The 25,907-nt window shown below is 62.9% G+C and carries 16 protein-coding genes; 9 read left to right on the top strand and 7 right to left on the bottom strand.

Annotated features, from left to right (window positions below; translation table 11 throughout):
- The first annotated feature begins 113 nt into the window (after positions 1 to 113).
- From ACFQND_RS25250 to ACFQND_RS25210, 9 genes are all read left to right on the top strand, one after another.
- On the top strand, positions 114 to 911 hold the full coding sequence (locus ACFQND_RS25250) for a crotonase/enoyl-CoA hydratase family protein (RefSeq protein WP_371438803.1): 798 nt from the start codon (positions 114 to 116) through the stop codon (positions 909 to 911).
- A gap of 286 nt (positions 912 to 1,197) precedes the next feature.
- The gene (locus ACFQND_RS25245; protein ID WP_371438802.1) at positions 1,198 to 2,106 is read left to right on the top strand and encodes an SDR family oxidoreductase; all 909 of its coding nucleotides are present in this window, start codon (positions 1,198 to 1,200) and stop codon (positions 2,104 to 2,106) included.
- Positions 2,103 to 3,725 carry an acyl-CoA carboxylase subunit beta gene (locus tag ACFQND_RS25240; RefSeq protein WP_371438801.1) on the top strand — a complete coding sequence of 541 codons (1,623 nt, stop codon included), beginning with the start codon at positions 2,103 to 2,105 and terminating at the stop codon, positions 3,723 to 3,725. The genes ACFQND_RS25245 and ACFQND_RS25240 overlap by 4 nt, the downstream gene beginning before the upstream one ends.
- Positions 3,726 to 3,798: 73 nt before the next feature.
- A complete protein-coding gene (locus tag ACFQND_RS25235; RefSeq protein WP_371438800.1) occupies positions 3,799 to 4,977 on the top strand; it encodes an acyl-CoA dehydrogenase family protein in 1,179 nt (392 codons plus the stop codon).
- Between the two features lie 13 nt (positions 4,978 to 4,990).
- The gene (locus ACFQND_RS25230) at positions 4,991 to 7,015 is read left to right on the top strand and encodes an acetyl/propionyl/methylcrotonyl-CoA carboxylase subunit alpha (protein ID WP_371438799.1); all 2,025 of its coding nucleotides are present in this window, start codon (positions 4,991 to 4,993) and stop codon (positions 7,013 to 7,015) included.
- Positions 7,012 to 8,172 carry an acyl-CoA dehydrogenase family protein gene (locus ACFQND_RS25225; RefSeq protein ID WP_371438798.1) on the top strand — a complete coding sequence of 387 codons (1,161 nt, stop codon included), beginning with the start codon at positions 7,012 to 7,014 and terminating at the stop codon, positions 8,170 to 8,172. The genes ACFQND_RS25230 and ACFQND_RS25225 overlap by 4 nt, the downstream gene beginning before the upstream one ends.
- A gap of 54 nt (positions 8,173 to 8,226) precedes the next feature.
- Positions 8,227 to 9,783: a class I adenylate-forming enzyme family protein gene (locus ACFQND_RS25220; protein WP_371438797.1), complete on the top strand. Its 1,557-nt coding sequence runs from the start codon at positions 8,227 to 8,229 to the stop codon at positions 9,781 to 9,783.
- A gap of 43 nt (positions 9,784 to 9,826) precedes the next feature.
- Entirely contained in the window at positions 9,827 to 10,645 is an 819-nt protein-coding gene (locus tag ACFQND_RS25215) for an SDR family oxidoreductase (protein WP_371438796.1), read from the top strand.
- 48 nt (positions 10,646 to 10,693) lie between these two features.
- The gene (locus ACFQND_RS25210) at positions 10,694 to 12,280 is read left to right on the top strand and encodes a class I adenylate-forming enzyme family protein (protein WP_371438795.1); all 1,587 of its coding nucleotides are present in this window, start codon (positions 10,694 to 10,696) and stop codon (positions 12,278 to 12,280) included.
- A gap of 38 nt (positions 12,281 to 12,318) precedes the next feature.
- Here the strand turns inward: ACFQND_RS25210 and ACFQND_RS25205 are convergent, their stop codons facing one another.
- The 7 genes from ACFQND_RS25205 to ACFQND_RS25175 all read right to left on the bottom strand — a co-directional run bounded on the left by ACFQND_RS25205 (position 12,319) and on the right by ACFQND_RS25175 (position 25,817).
- The gene (locus ACFQND_RS25205; protein ID WP_371438794.1) at positions 12,319 to 13,467 is read right to left on the bottom strand and encodes an alpha-hydroxy acid oxidase; all 1,149 of its coding nucleotides are present in this window, start codon (positions 13,465 to 13,467) and stop codon (positions 12,319 to 12,321) included.
- A gap of 127 nt (positions 13,468 to 13,594) precedes the next feature.
- Entirely contained in the window at positions 13,595 to 14,581 is a 987-nt protein-coding gene (locus ACFQND_RS25200; protein ID WP_371438793.1) for a Bug family tripartite tricarboxylate transporter substrate binding protein, read from the bottom strand.
- 35 nt (positions 14,582 to 14,616) lie between these two features.
- Positions 14,617 to 15,771 carry a mandelate racemase/muconate lactonizing enzyme family protein gene (locus ACFQND_RS25195; RefSeq protein WP_371438792.1) on the bottom strand — a complete coding sequence of 385 codons (1,155 nt, stop codon included), beginning with the start codon at positions 15,769 to 15,771 and terminating at the stop codon, positions 14,617 to 14,619.
- 116 nt (positions 15,772 to 15,887) lie between these two features.
- Positions 15,888 to 16,796 carry a LysR family transcriptional regulator gene (locus ACFQND_RS25190; protein ID WP_371438791.1) on the bottom strand — a complete coding sequence of 303 codons (909 nt, stop codon included), beginning with the start codon at positions 16,794 to 16,796 and terminating at the stop codon, positions 15,888 to 15,890.
- 24 nt (positions 16,797 to 16,820) lie between these two features.
- On the bottom strand, positions 16,821 to 19,088 hold the full coding sequence (pbpC, locus tag ACFQND_RS25185) for a penicillin-binding protein 1C (RefSeq protein WP_371438790.1): 2,268 nt from the start codon (positions 19,086 to 19,088) through the stop codon (positions 16,821 to 16,823).
- Between the two features lie 97 nt (positions 19,089 to 19,185).
- Positions 19,186 to 19,776, bottom strand: a complete 591-nt coding sequence (locus ACFQND_RS25180) for a hypothetical protein (protein WP_371438789.1) — start codon at positions 19,774 to 19,776, stop codon at positions 19,186 to 19,188.
- A gap of 23 nt (positions 19,777 to 19,799) precedes the next feature.
- The gene (locus ACFQND_RS25175; RefSeq protein ID WP_371438788.1) at positions 19,800 to 25,817 is read right to left on the bottom strand and encodes an alpha-2-macroglobulin family protein; all 6,018 of its coding nucleotides are present in this window, start codon (positions 25,815 to 25,817) and stop codon (positions 19,800 to 19,802) included.
- Between the last annotated feature and the right edge of the window lie 90 nt (positions 25,818 to 25,907).

The following is a 25,907-nucleotide window of genomic DNA, read 5'->3' as shown; positions in this document are numbered from 1 at the left end:
GCACTCGGGGCTAACCCTGATGATGCGGGCATCAAAGCAAGCCGCATACTGACACTGCGCAGGCCGCGGCGCAATAAGGGTTTTGGATGAGTCGGCAAAACAGGAGGCATGGCATGACAGTGCAGATACAAACCCGGGACAGGATCACGCTGGTGACCCTGGACAGGCCCGATGTGCGCAATGCGGTGGACGCGGCTTGCGCACAGGCATTGCACGCGGCCTTTCTGGATTTTGAGCGCGATGATGCGGCCGACGTGGCGGTGTTCCATGGCGCAGGCGGGCATTTTTGTGCGGGCTGGGACTTGCAGTCCGGAGCGCGTTTGCTGGCCGAAGGCGTGTCGCCGCAGGCGCTTGCCGAGTCGCTCGATTTCAATGCTGGAACACCGCACCCGGCCGGCCCGATGGGTCCGAGCCGATTGCTGCTGTCCAAGCCCGTGATTGCGGCCGTGAGCGGTGCCGCAGTGGCTGGCGGCATGGAGCTGGCCCTGTGGTGCGATATGCGCGTGATGGAGTCGGATGCCTATTTCGGCGTTTACTGCCGGCGCTTTGGCGTGCCCCTGATTGATGGCGGTACGGTACGCCTGCCGCGCCTGATTGGCATGGGCCACGCAATGGACCTGATCCTCACGGGCCGCAAGGTCGAAGCGGACGAGGCCCTGCGCATAGGCCTGTGCAACCGTGTGGTGCCGACCGGGCAGGCGCTGGCGGCGGCAATGAACCTGGCGCGCGAGCTGGCCGCCTTTCCGCAGGCCACGCTGCGTGCCGACCGGCTCAGCGCGATGGCGCAGGACGGCCTGCCGCTGACCGGGGCCCTGTTGCAGGAGTGGGCAGGTGGCCGTGAATGCCTGGCCGAAGCCCTGCAAGGCGCCGCCCGTTTTAGCGCAGGCGACGGGCGCCACGGAAAATTCTAGGAAAAATGGCCCCTGGCGCTTATAAGACGCGCGCAGACAGCTATCAAATCAGGAGTAAATAATTTCGCACCGTGTGCCTGCGTGCGAAGGTGCGTCCTGCGGGTGACACATCCTTTCTCCGGTGTTGGCGCGGCCAGGTTGCGGTTGTTTACGGTCGCAACTTTATTTATACAAAGCAATCGCTTGTCATAAATAGGTATAACTGTTATCTTTACGGGCGTGCCAGGGAGTTTGCGTACCGCATTCATGGGTGCAGGCCCCGGCTTCGTTCTTCTGGAGAAGCTTGATGTATCAATCCGTTTTCGCGCCCGGGCTGTTTTCCGGGCAGGTCATTGTGGTCACGGGCGGTGGCTCGGGCATTGGTCGCTGTACCGCGCACGAACTGGCGCGCCTGGGCGCCCATGTGGTGCTGGTGGGGCGCAAGGCAGAAAAGCTGCAGGCGGTGCAGGATGAAATCACTGCCGACGGTGGCCAGGCCAGCTGGCACAGCTGCGACATACGTAATGAAGAGGCCGTGGTGGCTCTGGTGCAGGCCATCGTGGCAGCCCGGGGTCGCATCGACGGCCTGGTCAACAATGCGGGCGGCCAGTACATGACGCCGCTGGAGGCCATCTCTGCCAAGGGTTGGGAGGCCGTGATCAACACCAACCTGACCGGAGGTTTTCTTGTGGCGCGCGAGTGCTACCGGCAAGCCATGGCCGCGCACGGCGGAAGCATTGTCAACATCGTGGCCGACATGTGGGGCTCCATGCCGGGCATGGGCCACAGCGGTGCGGCACGTGCGGGCATGGTGAGTTTTACCGAAACAGCGGCGCTGGAATGGGCCGTGAACGGCGTGCGTGTAAATGCAGTCGCCCCGGGCTACATCGCCTCCAGCGGCATGGACCACTACCCGCCCGAGGCCGGCGCGCAACTGCGCGCCATGCGCAAGACGGTGCCGCTGGGGCGTTTCGGCAACGAGGCCGAAGTGTCCGGTGCCATTGCTTTCCTGCTCAGCCCGGCGGCCAGTTTTATCAGCGGCAGCATGCTGCGTGTGGACGGCGCCCGGCCGCAGGCACGCATGGGCTGGCTCATGGCGCTGCCCGATGCGGCGGCGCGCCAGCGTCCGGCCGTGCGTGAGTTTGGCGGCTTTCACCGTGCCGTGGTGCCGCGCGTGTTCCAGGACGCATCAGGCAGCGGAGACGTATCCAAATGAGCAGCTTTGAATCACGCTGGAATCCCCAGTCACCTGCCGCGCAGCAGCGCCGCGCCGCCATGTTGGAGCGCCTGCAGGCCTTGCGTGCTCTTGAAGACCGCGCGGCCCATGCCTCGGCCAAGTCCTTGCCTGTTTTCGAACGACGCGGCCAGTTGCTGCCGCGCCAGCGCGTGGCCTTGCTGCTGGACCCGGGTACACCGTGGCTGCCATTGGCCGCGCTGGGTGGTTACCTGCAGGATGTGAAGGATCCTGAAAAATCCGTGCCCGGCGGCGGCGTGGTGGCCGGCATCGGCTTTGTGTCGGGCGTGCGCTGCATGGTGGTGGCGAGCGACTCGGGCATTGAGGCCGGTGCCATCCAGCCCATGGGCCTGGACAAGATATTGCGGGTGCAGGAAATCGCACTGCAAAACAAGTTGCCCTTTGTGCATCTGGTGGAGAGCGCCGGCGCCAACCTCATGCGCTACCGCGTCGAAGGTTTTGTGCACGGCGGCACGCTGTTTCGTAATCTGGCGCGCCTGTCGTCGGCAGGCATCCCGGTGATCACCGTGCAGCACGGCTCGGGCACGGCGGGTGGCGCCTACATGCCGGGCCTGTCGGATATTGTGATCCTGGTAGAAGGCCGGTCACGGGCCTTCCTGGCCGGCCCGCCGCTGCTCAAGGCGGCCACCGGCGAGATCGCCACCGAGGAGGAACTGGGCGGCGCACAAATGCATGCCACGGTGTCCGGCCTGGGTGAATACCTGGCGCAGGATGACCGTGAGGCCATAGGCATGGCACGCGAGGTGGTGGCGCGGCTGGGCTATCCACGCGCCGCGCCTGCATCTGCGGAGAACGCTTTTGCCGAACCACGCCTGGCGGCGGACGACCTGCTCGGCCTGATCTCGGACGACCTGCGCCAACCTGTGGATATGCGAGAGGTGATCGCGCGCCTGGTTGACGGCTCGGAGCTGCTGGACTTCAAGGCGCTGTACGGCGCGGCAACAGTGTGCGCCCAGGGTTTTGTGGGCGGCCATGCGGTAGGTTTTATCAGCAACAACGGCCCCATCGATGTGGCGGGCGCCAACAAGGCCACCCATTTCATTCAGTGGATGTGCCAGCGCGGCCAGCCCATCATCTACCTGCAGAACACCACCGGCTTCATGGTCGGCAAGGACAGCGAGCAGGGCGGCATGATCAAGCACGGCAGCAAGATGATCCAGGCCGTGACCAACGCCACCGTGCCGCAGATCACCATCCAGTGCGGTGCCAGTTTTGGTGCCGGCAACTACGGCATGTGCGGCCGCGGTTATGCGCCGCGCTTCCTGTTCAGCTGGCCGAGTGCGCGCACCTCCGTCATGGGCGCCGAGCAGGCGGCCCGCACCATGCAGATCGTGGCCGAAGCGGCAATGGTGCGCAAAGGCCTGGCAGCCGACCCGGAAAAATCGCAGGCCCAGTACGACCGCATCGTGCATATGTTCGAGACGCAGGCCGATGTGGCCTACACCAGCGGCCTCTTGCTGGACGACGGCGTGATAGACCCGCGCGACACGCGCGACGTCCTGCGCCAGTGCCTTGACATGTGTGTGCAGGCCGATGCCCACACCCTGCAAGCCATGCAATTTGGCGTGGCACGAATGTAAGAACATCCGTTCGGGCTGAGCCTGTCGAAGCCTTCGACAGACTCAGGCCGAACGGTAATACCAGGAGAAAACCATGCAATTCACGCACGAACACCGCGAAATCCAGAAAACCCTGCAACGTTTCATCGAGCAGGAAATCAACCCCCATGTCGACGCATGGGAAGAGGCCGAAATATTCCCGGCGCACGAGGTTTTCAAGAAGCTGGGCAATCTGGGCATGCTGGGTCTGTGCAAGCCCGAGGAATACGGCGGCGCCGGGCTGGACTACTCCTACGGCCTGGCCATGGCCGAGACGCTGGGCCATATCAACTGCGGCGGTGTGCCCATGGCGATTGGCGTGCAGACCGACATGTGCACGCCGGCGCTTGCGCGCTTCGGCAGCGACGAGTTGCGCCGCGAGTTCCTGGCCCCGGCCATCGCGGGCGACATGGTGGGTTGCATAGGCGTGTCAGAGCCGGGCGCCGGCAGCGACGTGTCGGCAATCAAAAGTCATGCACGCAAGGACGGCGACGACTACATCATCAGCGGCCAGAAGATGTGGATCACCAACAGCCTGCAGGCCGACTGGATGTGCATGCTGGTCAACACCAGCGACGGCCCCGCGCACAAGAACAAAAGCCTGGTGATGGTGCCCATGCGCGATGGCCCCAAGGGCAAGCTCACCAAGGGCATAGAGGTTGCCAAGAAGATCCGCAAGATCGGCATGAACAGCAGCGACACCGGCCTGATCTATTTTGACGAAGTACGCGTGCCGCAGCGCAACCTCATAGGCCAGGAAGGCCAGGGCTTTATCTACCAGATGCAGCAGTTCCAGGAAGAGCGGCTGTGGGCTGCCGCCAGCAACCTGGTCACGTTCGACCAGTGCATACGCGACACCATCGAATGGGCGCAGGACCGCAAGATGTTCGGCTCTACCCTGGCTGACCAGCAATGGGTGCAGTTCAAACTGGCCGAATTGCAGACCGAGGTTGAGGCGCTGCGCGCATTGACCTGGAATGCCTGCGACCTGTACGTGCAGGGCCAGGACGTGCTGCAACTGGCCAGTATGGCCAAGCTCAAGGCCGGCCGCCTGACCCGCACGGTGGCGGACACCTGTTTGCAGTTCTGGGGCGGCATGGGCTTTACCTGGGAGAACCGCATCTCGCGCCTGTACCGCGACGGCCGCGTGGGCTCCATAGGCGGCGGTGCCGACGAGGTCATGATGGGCATTATCGCCAAGACCATGGGCATCGCCAAAAAGCGCATAGCCTGAAAGGCGCATATCAATGAAAAGAATCCTGATCGCCAATCGCGGCGAGATTGCCAGGCGCGTCATCCGCACCGCACATGCCATGGGCATTGAGACCGTGGCGGTGTATTCCGAACCCGATGCGCAGGCGCTGCATGTGCGCGAGGCAACGCTGGCTTTTGCGCTGGGCGGCAACACTTCGGCCGAGAGTTACCTGCGCGTTGATCGTCTGCTGGAGGCCGCGAGAGCCACCGGCGCCGATGCCATCCATCCTGGCTATGGTTTCCTCAGTGAAGACGCCGGTTTTGCCCAGGCTGTGCAGGACGCCGGCCTGTGCTGGATTGGCCCACCGCCTGCCGCCATCCGTGCGCTGGGCAGTAAATCCGCCGCCAAGGCGCTGGCTGCGGCGCAGGGCGTGCCCTGCCTGCCGGGTTATGCGGGCGAGGATCAGAGTGAAGCGCGTTTTGTGAGCGAGGCCGCGCGTGTCGGTTACCCCGTGATGGTCAAGGCCGTGGCGGGCGGTGGCGGGCGCGGCATGCGGCTGGTGAACGAGCCTGCGCAATTGCCCGCCGCGCTTGCCAGCGCGCGTTCCGAAGCGCTGGCCGGTTTTGGCAATGGCGACTTGTTGATCGAGCGCGCCGTGCTGCACCCGCGCCACGTCGAGGTACAGGTGTTTGCCGACACGCTTGGCCACTGCATCCACCTGGGTGAGCGCGACTGCTCGGTGCAGCGGCGCCACCAGAAAATCATTGAAGAAGCGCCCAGCCCGGCGGTAGACGCGGCCCTGCGTGAGCGCATGGGCGCCTGCGCCGTGGCGCTGGCTCAGGGGGCAGGTTATACGGGGGCAGGTACGGTGGAGTTTTTGATGGAGGGCAATGCCTTCTATCTCATGGAGATGAACACCCGCCTGCAGGTGGAGCACCCGGTGACCGAGGCGCTGAGCGGGCTGGACCTGGTGGAGTGGCAGATACGCGTGGCGCGCGGCGAGCCGCTGCCGTTGGCCCAGCCTGAGGTGCGCCTGCAGGGCCATGCCATTGAAGTCCGCCTGTGCGCCGAAGACGAGCGTTTTACACCGCACACGGGCCGCGTGCTGCATTTTTCCGCCCCGGCCGCAGGCGCGTTTGCCGTGGTGCCCAGGGGCACGGATGCGCGCTCCACGCTGCGTTTTGACCATGCCATCGAATGCGGTACCGAAGTCTCGCCATATTACGACGCCATGCTGGGCAAACTCATAGTCCATGCCGCCACACGCGAGGCGGCCATAAGCGCCCTGGTACAGGCCCTGGGCCAGCTGGAATTGCTGGGCCTGCCGACCAACCGGGCCTTTTTGGCCGAATGTCTGGACCACCCGCAATTCCGCGCCGGGCAGGCGTTGATTTCATTCCTTGCGTCCGAGGCCGATACGGTGCGCGAATCGCTATTAAAAAAGGAGCTGCTTGCGCACGAAAAATGTGGGCTGGCGGCCATTTTTACCAAAAATTCGACTGATTGGAGCCTGTCTTGCCCCTTCCCGCGGCCGGTGCGCCTGCGCTACCGCAGCACTACAACGGCGCTGGCGGTGCAAGCCCTGGGTGCGGGCGCCCTGCAAGTGCAAGCTGCAAGCGTCGATGCTGATCGTGAGACGCCGCCAGCCCGATTGCAACTCTCCATACAGCCCGATGGCGCTGTGCAGTACGTGCAGGCTGGCGTGGCGCAGCGTGTGCGGGTGGTCCATGCGGGCGGGCAGCGCTGGCATATGCAGGCGGGTGCGGTGGACTGGTGGCAGGAAGATGTCTCGTTCATGCCCGCAGCGCGATCCGGCGCGGGCGCTGGCGCCACCGAATTGCGCGCGCCCTTCAACGGCCGTGTGGTGCAGGTGTCGGCCACGCCTGGCCAGGTGCTGGCGGCGGGCGAAACAGCTGTGGTGATTGAGTCCATGAAACTTGAACACAGCCTGGCCGCCAGCGCCGGAGCTACCGTGGCCGAGGTGCTTGTGAGTGCCGGCCAGCAGGTCACGCCTGGGCAGGTTCTGGTGCGTTTTGCGGTGGCTGCCACCGATGCCACCAAGGAGCCACGTGCATGAGCTCATCAGCTGATCTCAAGGCCGAGCGCGCCGCCATCACCGACACGGTCGAGCGTTTTGCGCGTAGCGAAATCGCACCCTACGTCACGGTCTGGGATGAGGCCGGAGAGTTTCCGCGCAGCCTGTATTTGCGTGCGGGCGAGTTGGGCCTGCTCGGGCTGGGTTACCCCGAGGCCTATGGCGGCACACCTGCACCTTACGCCCTGCGCATGGACCTGTGGCTGGCGCTGTGCCGCTACGGCGCCAGCGGCGGGGTGCTGGCCAGCCTGCTGTCGCACAACATAGGCCTGCCGCCGGTGCTGGCGCACGCCAGCGAGGCGGTGCGCAGCGAGGTGATTCCACCGGTGCTGGCCGGCCAGAAAATTGCGGCCCTGGCCATCACCGAGCCAGGCGGCGGTTCCGACGTGGCGGCGCTGCGCACCACGGCGCGAAGGGACGGCGACGACTATGTGATCGATGGCGAAAAAGTCTTCATCACGTCGGGCATGCGAGCCGACTGGATCACGGTGGCCGTGCGTACAGGCGAAGCCGGCAGCAAGGGTGCGGCGGGCATCTCGATGCTGCTGGTGCCGGGCGACAGTGCGGGCCTGTCGCGCACCCGCCTCGACAAGATGGGCTGGCTGTGCTCTGACACGGCACTCCTGCGTTTTGACGGCGTGCGTGTGCCGGCGCGATACCTGCTGGGCGAGGAGAGTGAGGGCTTTCGCATCATCATGGGTAACTTCAATGCAGAACGTTTTGGCATGTCCGCAGCTGCGCTGGGTTTCAGCCATGCCTGTTATGACGAGGCCTTGTCCTGGGCGCGCCAGCGCAAGACTTTTGGCAGCCCGCTGGTAGGCCACCAGGCCATACGCCACAAGCTGGTAGACATGCAGATGCGCATCCAGTCCACGGCCGCGTGGCTGGAGGTGCTGGCCGCGCGTGCCGATGCCGGCGACACCGGTGCCGACTGGATAGGGCAGGTGTGCATTTTGAAAAACCACGCGACGCAGACCATGCAGTTCTGCGCCGACCAGGCGGTGCAGATCCTGGGCGGCATGGGTTTTATGCGCGGCACTGTCAGCGAACGCATTTACCGCGAGGTCAAGGTCATGATGATTGGCGGTGGCGCCGAAGAAATCATGAAAGACCTGGCGGCGCGCCAGTGGGGACTGTGATGGCCCTGCCTGCCTGTCTGTGCGATTTTTGATTTCACATTTACACAAGATGCAATGACAACAAAGCAATTACCAGGCACCGTGGGTGCTGCACTCGCACTGGCGGCTGAAACACACCACCAGACTGCTTATATCTGCGGAGAGAAAAAATACAGCTGGCAGGAGGTTGACGCTGTGACCAGCAAGCTGGCCGTGCAATTCCAGGCCATGGGTCTGGGCAAGGGCGATCGCATAGGCGTCATCCTGCTGAACCAGATCGAGTGGATTTACACCTACTTTGCCGCGGCAAAAATTGGAGCCGTCGTGGTTGGCATGAGTGTCCGTTACCGCGACAACGAGATCGACTACATGCTCAACGACAGCCGGATCAAGGCTGTTGTGTCGCCCCGGGAGTTTTCCGGCTTTGACTACGTGAAGTTTTTCGCGGAAGGCCGGCAGCGCTTTCCGGCCCTGCAACACACCATCTATGTGGGCGAGCCGCAGGCCGGCGGCGGCGTGAATTTCTCCGACCTGCTGGCGCCAGCAAAAGGCACGGCGCGGCAGCCTGCAGGCGCACCGCCTGATGCGGATGACCTGGTGATGATCATTTACACCTCGGGCACCACAGGCCAGCCCAAGGCCGCCGGGCTGACGCACCGCTCCCAGCTGGCATCCGCCAGGGCGCAGTCCCAACACACGCATATGTCACCCGACGACCTGATGCAACTGGCCATGCCGCTGAACCATGTGGGCGGGATCACTTGCGGTGTGCTGTCCATGATGCTGGCCGGCGGAAGCTGCGAGCTGGTGCCGGCCTTCAGCCCTGATGCAGTGCTGGGCATGATGCAACGCCATCCGCCCACCCTGTTTGTCGGCGTGCCGACCATGATCACCTTGCTGCTGATGAGCCCAAAGCTTGCCACGGCCGATTTCAGCCGTGTGCGGCTGGTCATCATCGGTGGTTCGAATGTCGAGGCTGCCCTGCTGACCCGCTTGCAGGCTGCCGTGCCGGGTGTGAGCATCATGAATCTGTATGGCCTGTCCGAGTCTTCTGGCGCTATCGTGATGACGCCCTGGGACTGCAGCCAGGACGAATTGCTGGGCTCCATCGGCAAGCCGCTGGCAGGCGCCGAGGTCCGGGTGGTCAGCGCGGCAGGGGCGGACATGCCTGTCGGCGAAGTGGGCGAGCTGTGGTTCCGAGGCTCGAGTGTGATTCCCGCTTACGTTGGTGCGCAGCAAAGCACGGGTACCTTTGATGCGCAAGGATGGCTGCACAGCGGCGATCTGGGTTACCTGAACGATGCCGGCCTGATCTACCTGATGGGACGGCAAAAGGACATGTACATACAGGGCGGTTTCAACGTCTATCCGGCTGAAATCGAAGGCGTCATTGCCATGCATCCCGATGTGCTGATGGTGGCCGGCATAGGCGTGCCCGATCAGGTGCTGGGCGAGGTGGGGCGCTATTACATCATTCGTAAAGAAAGCCGCAATGTGACTGAACAGGAGATCCAGGAGTTTTGCCGCAATCGTCTGGCGGACTACAAGGTGCCCAGGCAGGTTGTCTTTCGCACCCAGTTGCCCATGACCCCTGCCGGGAAGATTCAAAAAGCCGCCCTGCGCACGGAATAGAGACTTTCTGTGCCAGGATTTTTTAACTACAAGGAGAGTATTCATGTCAATCAGCTTTGATTTCACGGGCCGTCACGTGGTGGTTTTTGGCGGCACCACCGGCATCAACCTGGGCATCGCCTGCAGTTTTGCAAAAGCCGGTGCACATGTGTCGGTGGCCAGCCGCAAACAGGAGAACGTGGACGCCGCGGTGGCCACGCTGACCGCCCTTGGCGCACAGGCGCTGGGCCTGGTCGCCGATGTGCGTGATGACGAGAGCGTGGGCCGGGCCATGGCCAGGGCACATGAGCGTTTTGGCGATATCGACGTGTTGGTCTCGGGCGCGGCGGGCAATTTTCTGGCCGAGGTCAACGACCTGTCTTCCAACGGTTTCAAGGTGGTGGTGGACATTGACCTGAACGGTACTTTCCACGTCATGCGCCGGGCCTATCCTTACCTGAAAAAACCCGGCGCCAGCATCATCAACATCACGGCGCCTCAGTCGGTCATTCCCATGCGCTATCAGGCCCATGTGTGCGCCGCCAAGGCCGGTGTAGACCAGCTCACGCGTGTGCTGGCACTGGAATGGGGCCCCGCAGGTGTACGTATCAACGCGATCTCGCCCGGTGCCATTGAGGGCACGGAAGGCATGCGCAGGCTCTCGCCGCAAAGCCAGAGCGGCCAGGAGATGGTGCGCAGCTCGGTGCCGCTGGGCCGCATGGGAACAACCGACGACATCGCCCATCTCGCGATGTTCCTTTCTACGGATGCCGCCTCGTACATGACCGGCACGGTGATTCCCTGCGACGGCGGTGGCGCCCTTGAAAGCGTCAAACCCATGATTGAAGCTGCGGGACAGCAGTTGAAGGCGCAAAAAGCATAAAAGGCGCGCCGGCCTTTTTTCCATAAAACCCTTAGAGGAGACAAAAAAATGATAGACATGCCACTTTCAGCCGAAGCCAGGCGCATCCGCCGCGTAGCCCTCGGTGACCTGGTGTACCGCACCGCCCGAAAATGGGGCCGGCGTACCGCCATCGTGGACGGTGACCAGCGCATGAGTTATACCGAGCTGGATGCGCAGAGTTCGCAGTTTGCGCATTACCTGCTGCAGCTTGTCGGCAGCGGCTGCCAGGTCGGCATGTTGTGCGCCAATTCGGCTGACATGGTGGTTGCTACACACGGCATCCACAAGTCAGGCAATGTCTGGGTGCCGGTGAACTTCAAGCTTGATGTGGATGCGATCGGCTACATCCTGCGCCACGCCGAAGTCGCCTGCCTGGTGGTGGACGAGGCCATACGCGCGCAGCCCGGCATGGCTCAATTGCTGGATGCGCTGGCACTGCCGGTCATCGTGACCATGGCCGGGTCCGGGCATCAAGGCGGCATCACGCTGGGCGCTGCGCTGCAGGGGCAGCCGACCAGCCTGCCCGAGTGTGATATCGACGGCATGCAGCCGGCACTGATCATGTACACCAGCGGCACCACCGGCAACCCCAAGGGCGTGGTGCACACACACGCCTCGGTCCACTGCGCTGCCGTGGGCAATGTGGCGGATTTCGGCTACACGCACATGGACGTGCTGACCGGGCTGCTGCCCCTGTTCCATTGCGCGCAGCATGTGCTGGCAACCAGTGCCTGTGCCGCAGGTGCCTGCATTGTGTTGAGCCGGGCTTTTGTGCCTGCCGAGGTGGCGCGCATCGCCACGCAGGAGCGGGTCACGATGTTTGTCGGCTTGCCGATGATGTACGCCGCGCTGCTGGCGGACAAGGGGTTTGCAAGCCCGGACTATTCGGCGATGCGTTTGTGCATCTACGCCATGGCGCCCATGCCGCGTCCGCTGATTGCACAAATCGCCCAGAAGATGACATCCAACATCCTGCTGGCCACCGGCCAGACCGAGATCTACCCGGCCACCATGAGCTTCAGCCCGATAGACAACCCGCAGCGCGAGGCAAACTACTGGGGCTTGTCCGCCAGCGTCTGCGAAACAGCGATCATGGACGACGAAGGCCGACTGCTGCCTGCGGGCCAGGTTGGCGAGATCGTGCACCGCGGCCCCAATGTGATGCTGGGTTATTTCAAGGACCCACAGGCCACGCAGGCGGCGCAAAAATTCGGTTGGCACCACACCGGCGACCTTGGTATGGTTGATGAGGGTGGGCAGATGCTGTTTCTGGACCGCAAGAAGGACATGATCAAGACCGGTGGCGAGAACGTGGCCAGCGTCAAGGTCGAGGCTGCCATCCTGGCCCACCCGGATGTGGCCGGTGCAGCCGTGCTTGGCCTGCCGCACCCGCACTGGAGCGAGGCCGTGAGCGCTTTCGTCGTGCGCAAGCCCGGCGCCACCTGCGACGAGGCCATCATCATCGAACACTGCCGCGCGCTGCTGGGTGGATTCGAGGTGCCCAAGGCCGTGCGTTTTGTCGAGGTCCTGCCATCGACCGCGACCGGGAAAGTCCAGAAAAATGTGCTGCGAAAGGAATACGCGGCGTACTGGCTGGCAGAAGAGACACGCTAGGCAATGATTGCTGGCCGGCAGCAATGCCGGCCAGCAGATCAGTACGTGCCGGGCAGCAGTATGCTTTTGTCAACTGTCCTGATGTCCGTGCGGCCGCAAAAAGCCATGGTCAGGTCGAGTTCCCTGTGGATGATCTGCAGCGCCTTGGTCACGCCGGCCTCGCCCATGGCGCCCAGGCCATAGAGGAACGAACGGCCTATGTAGGTTCCCTTGGCGCCCAGCGCCAGGGCCTTGAGCACATCCTGGCCGCTGCGGATGCCGCCATCCATGTGCACTTCCATGCGGCTGCCCACGGCATCGACAATGGCCGGCAGGGCCGAGATCGAGGACGGCGCACCGTCGAGCTGGCGGCCGCCGTGGTTGGAGACAATCAGCGCGTCGGCGCCGCTGTTTAGCGCCAGCTGCGCGTCCTCCACGTCCTGTATGCCCTTTAGGACCAGTTTGCCGCCCCAGCGTTTCTTGATCCACTCCACATCGTTCCATGAGAGCGCCGGGTCGAATTGCTTGTTGGTCCACTCCGACAGCGAGCCCATGTTTTCTATGCCCTTGACGTGGCCGAAGATATTGCCGAAGTTGCGGCGCGGCGTGCCCAGCATACCCATGCACCAGCGCGGTTTGGTGGCCATGTTGATGATGTTGGGTATTGTCAGCTTGGGCGGCGCGCTCAGGCCGTTTTTCAAATCCTTGTGGCGCTGGCCGATGATCTGCAGGTCCAGCGTGAGCACCAGGGCCGAGCAGTTGGCGGCCTTGGCGCGGTCTATCAGGCGTTCGATGAAGTCGCGGTCGCGCATCACATACAGTTGGAACCAGAAGGGGTGGCCGCCGGTCGCCTTGGCAATGTCTTCGATGGAGCAGATGCTCATGGTCGACAGCGTGAAGGGGATGCCGAATTTTTTCGCCGCAAGCGCCCCCAGGATTTCACCGTCGGCGTGCTGCATGCCGGTCATGCCGGTGGGTGCAATGGCCACCGGCATGGCGACGTCCTGGCCCAGCATTTTTGTTTGCGTCGAGCGGTTTTCCATGTTCACGGCCACACGCTGGCGCAACAGGATTTTTTTGAAATCCGCTTCGTTGGCGCGGTAGGTGCCTTCCGTCCACGAGCCGGAGTCGGCGTAGTCGTAGAACATGCGCGGAACGCGTTTTTGCGCCAGAACGCGCAGATCTTCAATGGTGGTGATGACAGACATGTATGGGTAACTCCTGACGCCATCGTAGCCATTTCGCCGGCCTGGCGGGTTGAAAGTTTTTGTGCGGCTGGCGTGCGGGTGTAAATTTTTTCATGCCCGCCCGCTGCGCGCCGCCCGTTGCGCCGGCTTACTCGGCGCTGATCTTCTGTTCGCGGATGATTTTGGCCCACATCGCGGATTCGCGCCTGAGGTCCGCAGCGATCTGCGCTGCGGGCACAAAAGCCGGCACGGCGCCTTGCTGGGCGGCGATCTGGGCCATGTCCGGGGCCGACATCACGCTTTGCAGGGCTGCGCTGAGCTGGTCCACCACGGCTTGCGGCGTACCCGCCGGCGCGGCGATGTAGATGCGCGGTGCGGCGTCAAAGCCGGGCAGCACGCTGGACAGCGGCGGCACGTTCTCCGCTCCGGCCAGCGTGATCGGGCTCATCACTGCGATGGCCTTCACGCGCCCGGCCTTGACCTGCGCCATGCCGGCGGTGGCGCTGACCACGCCCAGCGGCACCTGGCCGCTGATCACGTCAGGCATGATCTGTGCCGCGCCGCGGTAGGGTACATGGACGACGAAGCTCTGCGTGCGCCCCTTGAGCATCTCGAAGCCCAGGTGCTGGACCTGACCCACGCCCGAGGTGGCATAGGAGTACTTGCCCGGGGCGGCCTTCATGGCGGACAGGAACTCCGTCGGCGTACGTGCCGGGAATTCGTTGTTGGCCACGATCAGCAGCGGCAGCTTGAAGACGCCGGCCACCGGCGCGAAGCTCTTGATCGGGTCAAAGCTCATGCGGGCCTGCAGGTGCTGGGCGATCAGCGCCGAGCTGTCGCCCAGGAACAGGGTATAGCCATCGGGCGCGGCCTTGGCCACCAGGTCGCCGGCAATCAGGCCTGAGGCGCCGGCGCGGTTTTCCACCACGACCTGTTGGCCCAGCAGCGTCGACAGGCGCGGGCCCAGCAGGCGCGCCACCGCGTCTATCCCGCCGCCGGCCGAGTAGCCGACCATCAGCCGTATCGGCCGGCTGGGGTAGGCGGCCTGGGCCTGCGCGGCGGTGCCTGCCAGCGTGCCCAGGCCGGCGGCCAGCAGCGTTCGCCGGGAGATTGGGGGGAAAGTCGGGTGGGTCATGCTTGTCTCCTTGTCGTTATGGTGAAAGTGTGGGCTCAGGCCTTGCCAACGCCGCGCGAACCAGGTCGTTTGGCCAACTCCTTGACGCGTTCCATGTTGGGCTCAAAGCCCAGTCCCGGGGTTTCCAGCAGGGTGAGCCAGCCGTTGGTGGGTTCGGGCAGGCCGTCAAAGACGAGTTTGCAGCAGTCCACTGCGACCGAGTGGTATTCCACCAGTGATCCATTGGCCAGTCCCGCATGCAGGTGCATATTGTGGTGCGGCCAGGCGCCGCCATTGGCAAAACGCGTGTTGAAGGCGGCGGCCATGCCGGCAACGCGGCTGCACTGCGTGAAGCCTCCGGTGATGCAGGCATTCGGTTGCACCACGTCCACCGCCTGGGCTACCAGCATGTCGCGGAAACGGCTGGCCAGCCCCTCGTTTTGCCCGGCCGCCAGCGGGATGGAGGTTTTGGCGCGCAGCTTGACGAGGTTGGGGATGTCGTTCTGCGACACCGGCTCTTCGAAAAAAGTAATGCCGTATTGCTCTACCCGTTGCGCCAGCGACTGCGCGTGGAAGTAGTCCAGGCTGCAGTTGGCGTCAATGTACAGCTCGACATCCGGGCCCACGGCCTCACGCACGGCGCGTATGCGCTGCACGTCTTCGGTTATCACCTCGGCAAGTGGCCGGGGTTCGTCGCGCCGCTGCAGGCCATGGTGGCCGACAGTCATTTTCAGGCGCGTGAAGCCGCGCCCGACCCAGCTCTTGGCCGCATCGGCCAGTTCATCGCGGTCGAAAAATGCAAAACCGAAGGTGGCATACACCGGCACCTGCGAGCGGGCACCGCCCAGAAGCCGCCAGCAGGGCTGGCCCAGGGCCTTGCCCTTGATGTCCCAGAGCGCCAGGTCCAGCGCGGCGATGGCGTGGCTGGCGTAGCCGGACTGGCCGCGCGGCGTGAGCAGCCAGTAGAGCCTTTCCCAGAGTAGCTCGTGGCGCATCGGGTCCTGGCCTTCCAGTGCGTGGGAAGCAATGTCGTTGACGATGCTGGCCACCACCTCTTCTTCGGTAATGGCCGTCATGCCCGTGCCCGTGATGCCGCTGTCGGTTTCTATGGTGACCAGGCAAATGGACAGGGAAGTGTTTTTTGTGCGGCCCGAAATGCTGACGGATACGGGCAGGTTCAGCGGCGTGGCGCTGACGCGTGTGATTTTCATGAAGTCTCCTGGCCTGCTTTCCGGCCCTGTATTAGATATAGGGCCAGTTTAGGAAACCGGTTAAAGCCCGGCAAGCATGCAGCCAGAAAGCGGCTTTCGCCGTTCGCGAAAGCGGCTTAGGCGGTGGAAACCCCGGACTGGCGTGTCAAGGCCTCCATCAGCGTGCGCGCGGCGGGCGACAGCTGCACGCTGCTGCGCGTTGCAATGCGGTGTGTGCGCCTGGCCCAGGGGTCGGTCAGCGGCATGGCCTTGATGGGCAGCCAGGCGCGTTGCGGCTCTATGGCTTCCATCGGCAGCACACCCACGCCCAGGCCAGCGGCGACCATGCGGCAGACGGCGTCAAAGCCGCGCATGCGCATGCGGATGCGGATGGGCCTGCCGGCTTCGGCGGCCGAGGCCATCAGCCGGTTCGTCAGGGCGGTTCCGTCGGTGAGGGTGATGAAGTCCTCGTCAAGTGCGTCTTTCAGGGCCAGCTGGGTGAGCCGCGCGAGGCGGTGGTGGGTGGGCGTGATCAGCACCAGGGTGTCGCTGAAAAAGTCCCGCAGGGCCAGGCCCGGCGGTGCGTTGCTCAGGTCCACGATGCCCAGGTCTGCGCGGCCTTCCAGCACGGCAACGGGAATGTTCGGGCTGCTTTGCTCTTCCAGGTCTATGCGGATCAGCGGGTGGCTGTGCATGAATTTTTCCAGCAGCCCCGGCAGGACTTCGAGCATGGCCGAGGTGTTGGCCAGCACGCGCACATGCCCTTGCAGTCCCTGGCTGTAGTCGTACAGGTCTACCGACAGGCGATCGGCATCGGTCAGGAATTCACGGCTGCGCTGCACCATCATGCGGCCTGCGGGCGTGAGCTGCACGCCGCGGGAGGAGCGCTCGAAAATCCGGAAAGAGAGCGATTCTTCCATCGCCGAGATGCGCGTGCTGGCAGCGGCCACTGCAAGGTTGAGGCGGTCGCTGGCGGCGCTGATGGAGCCCAGGTCCGCCGCGGTCACGATCACGCGCAGGGTGATCAGGTCTATCTGTTCATTCATGGCCTGATTGTGCGTGGTCCGGGGTCAGCGCTGCGATGCGGCTGTTTTGATACCCGCCCCGCGCACTTCCAGCCGTATTTCGTCAACCACCTTGCCATTGGCGTCCAGCAGTTGCACCACATGCCGGCCCGGCCAGGGCAGCCACTGGGCCTGCTCGCCGCGCGCAAACGGTTTGCCGTCCATCACCCAGCGCAGGTTATGCCCCTGGGCGCTGAAGCTCACGCGCTGGCGCGTGGGGGGAATGTCCGGGTCCAGCGCAATGATGGTGCCGGACGTGGGCGCGGTGATGCGCGGGGCGATTTCATCTTCGGGAGCCGCATTTTTTATGCGTTTTTGGCCCCTGGCCGGCTTGCTGTGCGCGCCATCAGCTATCGAATTAATAGCGAAAAGGGTTTGTTCCGTACCCTTGACAAACCATTCGTCGCGCGAGGCCTCAAGCTGGTTGCCAAACTGCGTGCGTGCCAGTACCAGCCCCGCAGGCGGTGTGGGCGCGCGGCTGGGTTCTGCCCTGTGCAGGTAGTTCATCAGTGCCGCCCAGATGGGTGCCGCGCCGCTGGTGCCGCTCACGTCCCACATGGGCGCACCGCCGGAGTTGCCGACCCACACACCGACCGTATAGCGCTGCGAAAACCCCATGGCCCAGTTGTCGCGCATGTCCTTGCTGGTGCCTGTTTTGACGGCCGTCCAGAAGCGGGTAGCCAGGATGCTGTCAGTGCCGAAGGTGCGGGCGCGTGCCAGCGGGTCGGCCATGATGTCGGTGACGATAAAGGCCGCGCCAGGGTCCAGCGCCGGTTTGAATTCCGGTTTTGGTTTGCGCACCAGTGATGTTGCGCTGTAACGCCCGCCATTGGCCAGCGTGCGGTAGGCGTTGGCCAGCGACAGCAGCGACACCTCACTGCTGCCCAGTGCCAGGCTGTAACCGTAATAGTCGCCGGACTCCTTGAGCGGAATGCCAACAGCGGCGAGCTGCTTCTGGAAGGCATCCGGCGACACCATCACCAGCGTGCGCACGGCGGGCACGTTGAGGGATGCCCCGAGTGCCGTGCGCGCCGACACCAGTCCCTTGAACTGGTGGTCGTAATTTTGCGGAATGTACAGGCCACCGGCCGTCTGGATGTTGGCGGGTGAATCGTCCAGCAGCGACGCGGCGGTCATGCGCTTTTCGGCAATTGCCTGGGCATACAAAAAGGGTTTGAGTGTGGAGCCCGGCTGGCGCAGCGCCAGCACGCCATCGACCTCTGCTGCGCTGCTGAGTTCGCCGGACGAACCGACCCAGGCCAGCACCTCGCCTGTGGCATTGTCCAGCACCACGATGGCACCGTCCTCCACATGGCGGCCGCGCAGTTCGCGCAACTGTTGACTCAGTGTTTGCACTGCAAAGCGCTGGAGTGGGGCGCGCAAGGTTGACGTCGCCGTTCGCACTGAGCTTGTGGATGTGCTGGTTTTTCCGCGCATGGCTTCGACAGGCTCAGCCCGAACGGAGATGAGCCTGCGGGCCAGGTGCGGCGCAATCCCTTCGGAGGCATCAAATGCCTTGCGTTGCAGCGCCGCCGTGGCAAACAGGTCCAGCCCATCGCAATCTACTTTGGCTGGGGCTTGTATGGTTTTGAGCACACCGCAGGCGCGCTGCGTCACCTGCGCCGTCTTGGCATTGGGCGCACGCACCAGTGCGGCGGCGATGGCGGCTTCACGTTCATCCAGCCCGTGCGCGGCCTTGCCGAACAAGGTGCGGCTCAGCGCATCTATGCCGACAATCTCGCCGCGAAAAGGTACGAGGTTGAGGTAAGCCTCCAGGATCTGGTCCTTGCGCCAGCGCGTCTCCAGCACCTGGGCCGACACGGTCTGGCCGATTTTCTGCGTCAGGCTGCGGCCGCCGGCATTGGCGCGCCAGTCTTCATCCAGCAAACCAGCCAGTTGCATGCTGAGAGTGGATGCGCCACGGGTTTTGGTGTTCCACAAATTGCCCCAGGCGGCTGCTGATACGGCACGCCAGTCGACACCGCTGTGCTCGTAAAACCGTTTGTCTTCGCTGAGTACCATGGCCGTGCGCAGCGCCGGCGACACATCGGCCAGCGCCACCCACTGGCCGCGCCGCACCGTCGCATCGGTGCGCAGGCGCTGGATGACTTCACCATCTCTAGCAAGGATCAGCGTGTCGGAAGGCCGAAATTCGCGTTTTACTTCATCAAATGTGGCCGCAGCCAAGGCGGGACGGGCGCAGGCAGCTATTAAAAGCAGAGCGAATCCGGCTCGTTTGAGTGAGCCGGCGAGCCGGGGTACAGGAGTTATCATGGATTGCCCGCGAGCCGGAGCCGCGTGAACAGGGGGCTGGCCAGAACAAACAGCCAGACCACCAGGACAAAGGGAAGCGTCAGCGCCACTACATTAATCAATCTCTACTCTCCGGGGTATCCCACATATGGCTGACAGCATCAATCTGCTCTCGTCTTTCTAGATCCTCAATAGAAAGATTTTTTACAAAATACTTATCTGTGAGCTTTCGTATTGTTGAAAGCCGATCTGATGGGCGAACAATTTCGAAAACAACAGATGTAAATTGCCTCTGCAAATTAATTGCCTGTTTTCTATTGGCTTCTGTATGCGGCTTGTGGTGAAGGTTGTAAGAGGCGACAAGGAAGTCCAAAGCTATATTTCGATAGCCGCGATATGCAGGGGGTTTGTCCTGGCCATAGTTTTCTGGAGCGATGTTGGGAAAGTAAAACCTTCCTTGTTCAATTAATGAAGAAAGCTTTATTAGGGAAGGATGTTTTTCCTCCACATTTCGGCCTGAGCTTACGCACAGTTCTATAAGTAAGTCCACAACAGACGCGTGCCACGTCAACAATTGGTTGCAGTAGTCTCTTTCGATTGCGTACTTCGCATGACTGCGATCTCTGAGGTAGAAGATTGCCAAAGTTGCGGAAACTATTAACGCAACATATGAAATGAGATTCGTGACTTCTGTTGATCCTAAGTTCATGTCTTTCTCCTAATGCTTCAGCTTCACTTCGCCGCCTCCACTTTCACCCGCGCATTCGGCGTTTCGCCAAACATCTCGGGCGCATAAAGCGCTTCCACCCGGCTGGGCGGCAGCGCGAAGTCGCCGACGTTGTTCAGGCGCACGGTGTACTCCATCTTCACCACACCTTTGGGCAGGTACTCGTAGTAGCTGCGGAAAGCCTCGAAGCTGCGCTCTTCAAACGCCGGCCAGCCTGCGCCGGATTTCTTTTCGCCACTGGTGGCAATTTCGGAGTCACGACCCAGGCCTGTGCCCAGGATGGTGGCGCCACCGGGCACCGGGTCGGTGATCGCCACCCAGGTCATGTCGGCGCTGGCGTTGACTTCCAGCGTGATGCGGATCACGTCGCCGCGGGTGTAGATGCCCTTCACCGCCTGCTCCACCGGGGTGATCGTTTTCTTGATCTGGTAACCGGCGTTAAACGGTGCTTTCAGCTGGATGGCTGCAATCGACTGCAAGGTCAGCCACGGTTTGCCGGTGCCCTGGTGCGTTACCGTCAGCGTGTCTTTCGCCGCCGAGCCCCAGGGCAGGAACATGCTGTTGTTGCGCAGGTTGCCCGGCGACGCGGGTGCGCCGAAGAAGGTGGTCTGGTTGGGCGCGCCCGCGGCGTCCGTGGTCTTGACGCGGTCGACCTTGCTCCAGTCCACGCTTGCAACACTGGCGGCCGCCGCGGCGAGGGTTGCCTTGGTCACACCAGCCACCGGTGTGGCTTCAAACTTTGCCGAGAACTTGTCCAGTGCCAGGCCGCCCCAGAGGTTGGCCGTGGTGGTGTGCCATGCGCCTTTTTGCTGGCGGCCTATAAAGCCGTTGGCCAGGCGGCCCATGTCGTCCTTCCAGGCCGGGTCGTCCATCACGGCCAGCATCAGGCGTGCGGTGTTGACGTCGCCGTTGACCATCAGCCACCACCAGTAGTCGTCTTTTTCGGTGCTGAAGACCAGTTTGGTGCCCTGGAAGGACAGGCGTGAGCGCAAGACCTGGTTGGCCTCGGCCATGCGTTGCTCGCGCTGCGGTACATCGGCCACACGCTTGAGGATGTTCAGCCAGTCGATCACCGCATTTGTCGGCCACTGGTTGGGTGCAATCGTGATGCTGCCGAGCATGCGGCCCTGTGCCTTGCCGTAACGCGACAGGGCTTCTATGGCGGCCAGCTTGCGCACATCCAGGTCCTTGCGCGGGCTCCAGAAATCGCGTTGTATGCGGCCTTCGATAAATGCGATCAGCCCGCGTTCCATGGGCGCGCGCACGTCATCCGGCAGGGCAAACGCCGGGTTGATGCCCGCCGCTTCATGCGTGGCGGCCAGCAGGTAGGCCGTGAGTGCATCGCTGCCGCGTGAAGCCTCGCCATCGCGCGGCGGGAAGTAGTTGGCCAGGCCGTCGCTGTCCAGGTAAGTCGGGATCTGGCTGATGACGGTTTGCCAGAGCTTGCCGTCGCGCAGGCCGACGGACTTGCTGGTTTTTTGCTCGAGGCAGGCAAACGGGTAGTTGGCCCACCAGTCACGCACGCCGTCCATGCCTTCGGCCAGTTTGGGCTGCAGCGACATCTTCAGGCCGCCGCGGCCGGGTAATGCGTCGGCAGGCGGGTTCACATCGAGGTTGAAAGAGCTGTCAACCTGCACCAGCGTGGCTTGCTGCACCGTCAGCGGTACGGCCGGGATGATGCGCTGGCGCGCCTTGAGGCCGTCGCGTGCCCCGCTGATGGTGTCTTTTGCTTCTATCTCCCACAGTATGGCCTCTAGACGGGTCAGCGCCAGCTGCGCCGGCGCGGTGACCATCCAGGCGACTTCACGTGCTTCACCGGCGGGAATATCCACGGTTTGTGGTTTCAAGTCGAGCAGCGTTGCACGTGGGCTGACCTCGACCTTCATCGCCGCCTTGGTGGTGTTGCGCAAGGTGATCTGCGCGCGGAACTGGTCGTCCTCTCGCACCAGCGGCGGCAGGCCGCTGATGATCTGCAGGTCTTGCGTTGCCTTGATGCTGGTCTGGCCGGTGCCGAACAGGCTGGTGCCGGCGTCGGCCACGGCGACGATCCTGAAGGTCGTCAAGGCATCATTGAGCGGTACATTCACCACCGCCTGGCCATTGGCATCAAGCACCACTTTCGGGTTCCACAGCAATAACGTTTCCAGCAGTTCACGCGTGTTGCTGCGGCCACCACCGCCGCCCGCAGCCACGGCTTTTCGACCATAGTGCCTGCGGCCTATGATTTCCATTTGTGCGGTTGAGGTTTCAACACCCCAGGCGCGGCGCTGCAGCATGGCGCCCAGCAGGTCCCAGCTGTTGTTGGGCATCAGCTCCAGCAGCGCCTGATCGACAGCGGCCAGCGCCACTTCGGCATTGGCGGCGGGCTGGCCGTTGGGCAGCTTGACGGTGATGGTGACTTTGGCCTGGCTGCGCACGGCGTAGCTTTCCTTGTCGGCTTTCACGCTCACGTCCAGCTGGTGGGCTTTGGTGCCGACACGAATCTCGGCCAGCCCCAGGCGGAAAGCGGGTTTGCTCAGGTCAACCAGCGCGGTCGGCGCCACATATTCGCGGCCTTCGTACCAGAAGGATGTCCACCACTCACGCGGCGCCTTGTAGCCCCAGGTGAAAAAGCTGTACCAGGGCACTTCACGCAGCCGGCCGCGCAGCGCCAGCACGCTGACGTACACATTCGGGCCCCAGCCGTCCTTGATCTTGAGGCTGATCGTCGGGTCCTGGCCGTTGAGTTGCACCACCTGGGTTTCGATGATGCCTTCACGTTCTATGGCCACCAGTGCGGTTGCAAAACGGAAAGGCATGCGCACCTGGAATTTGGCGGTGTCGCCAGGCTGGTAGCTTTTTTTCTCGGGCAGCACATCCATGCGGTCATGGTTTTCACCGCCAAACCAGAGCTCGCCCTGTTTGGTGACATACACCGAGCTGGCCGCCTGTATGGTGTTGCCGTCCTTGTCTTTTGCGGTGACGATCAGTTCGACCTCGCCGGCTTCGCCCAGTTTGGTCTCGCACAGCAGCAGGCCGCGCAAATCGCTCTTGCCGCTGCAGACATTACCGAGGTCCTTGGTTTCCGTCTTGTTGTCGTAGGTGTAAAAACCGCCCACCATGCGTTTACGGCTGGTGGTGACTATGCGCGCCACGGCCTTGACTTCAAGCGACACATCGGCGGCGGCCTTGCCTGAAAGGTCGAGTGTCAGGGCCTGGAACTTGATCTTCTGGCTGCTGGAGACCCAACCCTCGGTCTTGATGCCGGCGATCACGCCAGCCGGCCACAGGGTGGAGACGCTGCGTATGGTCTGCACCTCGCCATTCGGGTCGGCGTAGGTGGCTTCCAGCAGCAGTTCCTGAGGCTGTTTGGCGACGGGCACATTGTCTATGGTGACTTTGCCTGCGCCGTTCTTGTCCAGCGTGAGCGGCAGCTTGTCGGCAATCACGCGCTGGTCTTGCGAAGCGGTGGCTTCCTCTTCGCCTTCCGCGCTGTCGCCCCGTTTGCCTCTTGGGGGCGAGAAGTTGAATTCCTCGTAATCGCTGTAGCTCAAATATTTACCGCGCACCAGCGCGGACACCCGCACTGGCAGGTTTACCGCGCCGCCACCGGCAATGTAATTGATCTGTACATCGGTGGGCACAGCCTTCACATTGACCAGAGCTTTTTTCTCTGCAGGCGTGATGCGGCCCTCAAGCACCGGCAGGCGGAACTCTTCAACCCTGAACTGGCCGCTGCTGAAATTCTGGCTGCGGCCATTTCCTTTGGAATTGCCGTTGAGCTGCACGTCGTACACGCCCAGTTTGGCTGCAGGCGGGATCTGGAAGGTGTTCTCCGCGCTTTGCCCGCCTGTCGCCGTCTTGCGCCAGACGATGGGTTGGGTGTATTGCTGACCGCTGCCCACGTGGGTGACGACCAGCGTTGTCGGCTGGGTGTCCGCCAGGCCAAAACCCTTGCTGGTCTGGGTGCGCAGTATGTGTTTCATGGACACCGTTTCACCGGCGCGCAGCAGGGTGCGGTCAAAGATGGTATGCACCAGCTCATCGGGTTGCACCTCCTGGCTGGTCGGCACGTTGAAGCGCCAGGGCTCTATGCCCCTGTGCCAGTCGCTCCAGGTAAACGCCATGTCTTCCACACCACCACTCGTCATGCGCGCGCTGACAAAATAAGCGCTGTTCCCCCCGTCGTCACGGCTGCATCGCGGCGGCTGCGGCGACAGGCCGGTGAAGTTCGCAATCCCCTGCGCATTGGTGGCGGCTTTGGCAAGCTCCGCACCATTGCAGTCGGACACCCTTACCACGGCTCCGGCAACGGGTGCGCCCTTGTCAAGGGTGGTCACCCAGGCCATCGCATTCTCGCGGCCCAGCTTGAAGTGCACACCCAGGTTGGTAACCAGCGCGGATGTGCGCACATACATGGTCCGGTTCGCGCCGTGACGATCGTCCAGCAGGGAACTGCCCAGTTTTTGCGAGGCGATCTCCACCACGTGAAAACCCGGTGCCAGCGGTATGCCCACGACTTCAAACGGGCGTGGGTCGTTGTTGGTAGGCTTGGGCAGGTCCAGCGTCTTGACGCCGGGCTGGCCGCCCAGCAGCGACAGCATGCGCGACTGCACATAGTCCTTGCCTTGTGCATCCAGCACCTTGGGCAGCGGGCCCTTGATGTCGGCCGCTGCCTGCTTGCGTGGGACCTCGTAGTCGTCGTAACGCTGTACCTTGCGGAACCAGGCAATGATGTCGGCGTCGGTTTTGGGTTGCAGGTCGCTGACCTTGCCGGATGTGGCCGGGGTGAGTCCCTTGACCTGCAACGCGGCCTCCACGTTGCGCAGCGTGACGGGCAGCAGGGCCGGGTCGCCGGGTTTTGTATCCGGCTCTGCAAAACGCTCCACGATACCGAATGGCGATGCAGCAAACTTGGCCAGCGGAGGCATGGCGCCCGTGGCAAGCTTCAGGGGAAAGCTGTCGGCATTGCGCAGCACACGTCCCGAGGCGTCCTTGAAGTCCCTGGGCAGCTCCAGCGTGTACTGTGCGGACTCCGTAAACAGCGGCTTGAAGCTGACATTGGTGACCACATCAGCCGCATCACCGCTCTCCGCATCAAACACCGGCTTGAGCGTGTCTGAGCCCGATTTCAGGCGAATCGCCTCAGCCAGCTTGCGCGGCACCGGTGCGTTGAAATTCAGGCTCATGGGGCGAATCGGCAGGCAGGCTGACTGGGCGTTTTCGCGCTCGCAGTTAAAGCTGGCCGAGAACGGCTCGCGTACCTGGAAGTTGTAGCGTTTCTCCACCGAATTCGGTACACCGCTTGGCGTGCTCACGCCCTTGCCGTAAACCAGTTGCACCTTGGCGGCCGGTGTGAGCCGCCGGTTGCATGCCAGGGTGACAAATTTCAAGGGATCTTTGGCGGCGGCCTTGTCGAGGTATTGCGACTTGAGCAGGGCATCGCGCTCGGGGCCGGCTATCAGCTTGACGGGTACACGCTCGCCCAGGCCGTCCACAGAACACCAGACGTTTTCCTGCACGCTTTGCAGGGTGGCCGGGCCGTTGAGCTGGAGAAGGAAGTACTGCTCCTCATCGATGCGTTCGTAGGTGCCGGGACGCAGGGAACTGATGAAGGGGCCGCTGCTATTGAATTTATAGCTGGTTGCGCCCGTCAACAGGCTGCCAGAGGCCGATTTCATGCCGGAACGCACCTGCAGCGAGCAACTGACGCCGGGCGGCAGGTCGTTTTCAAACTCAAAAGCCCATTCGCGGTCGCTGATCCATCGGCCGTTGCCCTTGGTGGCCTGGGCGTCGCTGCAGCTCAAGGTCAGCGGCGCGGGCGCTTTCGGGTCGCCGAAGTTGACGGCGCTTTCATCAAACTTGGCTACCACCTGCCGTACGCGCGCGACTTCGCCTTGTGGTGACAAACTGATGATTTGCAGCGCATGCGCCTGCAGGGCGGCTACGGCTATAAGCGCAGCAGCTGTTTTTGCAATGGTTTTGACCACGGTTCCTCCTCCTGGGAAGTCAAGCGTAGCCGATTTATTCCATTTCCAAATCATCCGTGCACTTTGTCGGCTTCGCTGGCCGTACGTTTGTACTGTGTGCGCTTCGCCTTCGCGTTCACGAATGATTTGGAAACGGAATTACAT

The organism is Polaromonas aquatica, assembly GCF_042659145.1.
Taxonomy (GTDB): Bacteria; Pseudomonadota; Gammaproteobacteria; order Burkholderiales; family Burkholderiaceae_C; genus Polaromonas; species Polaromonas aquatica.
Note: the sequence above shows the minus strand (reverse complement) of the source record. Positions and strands in the feature narration are given on the sequence as shown.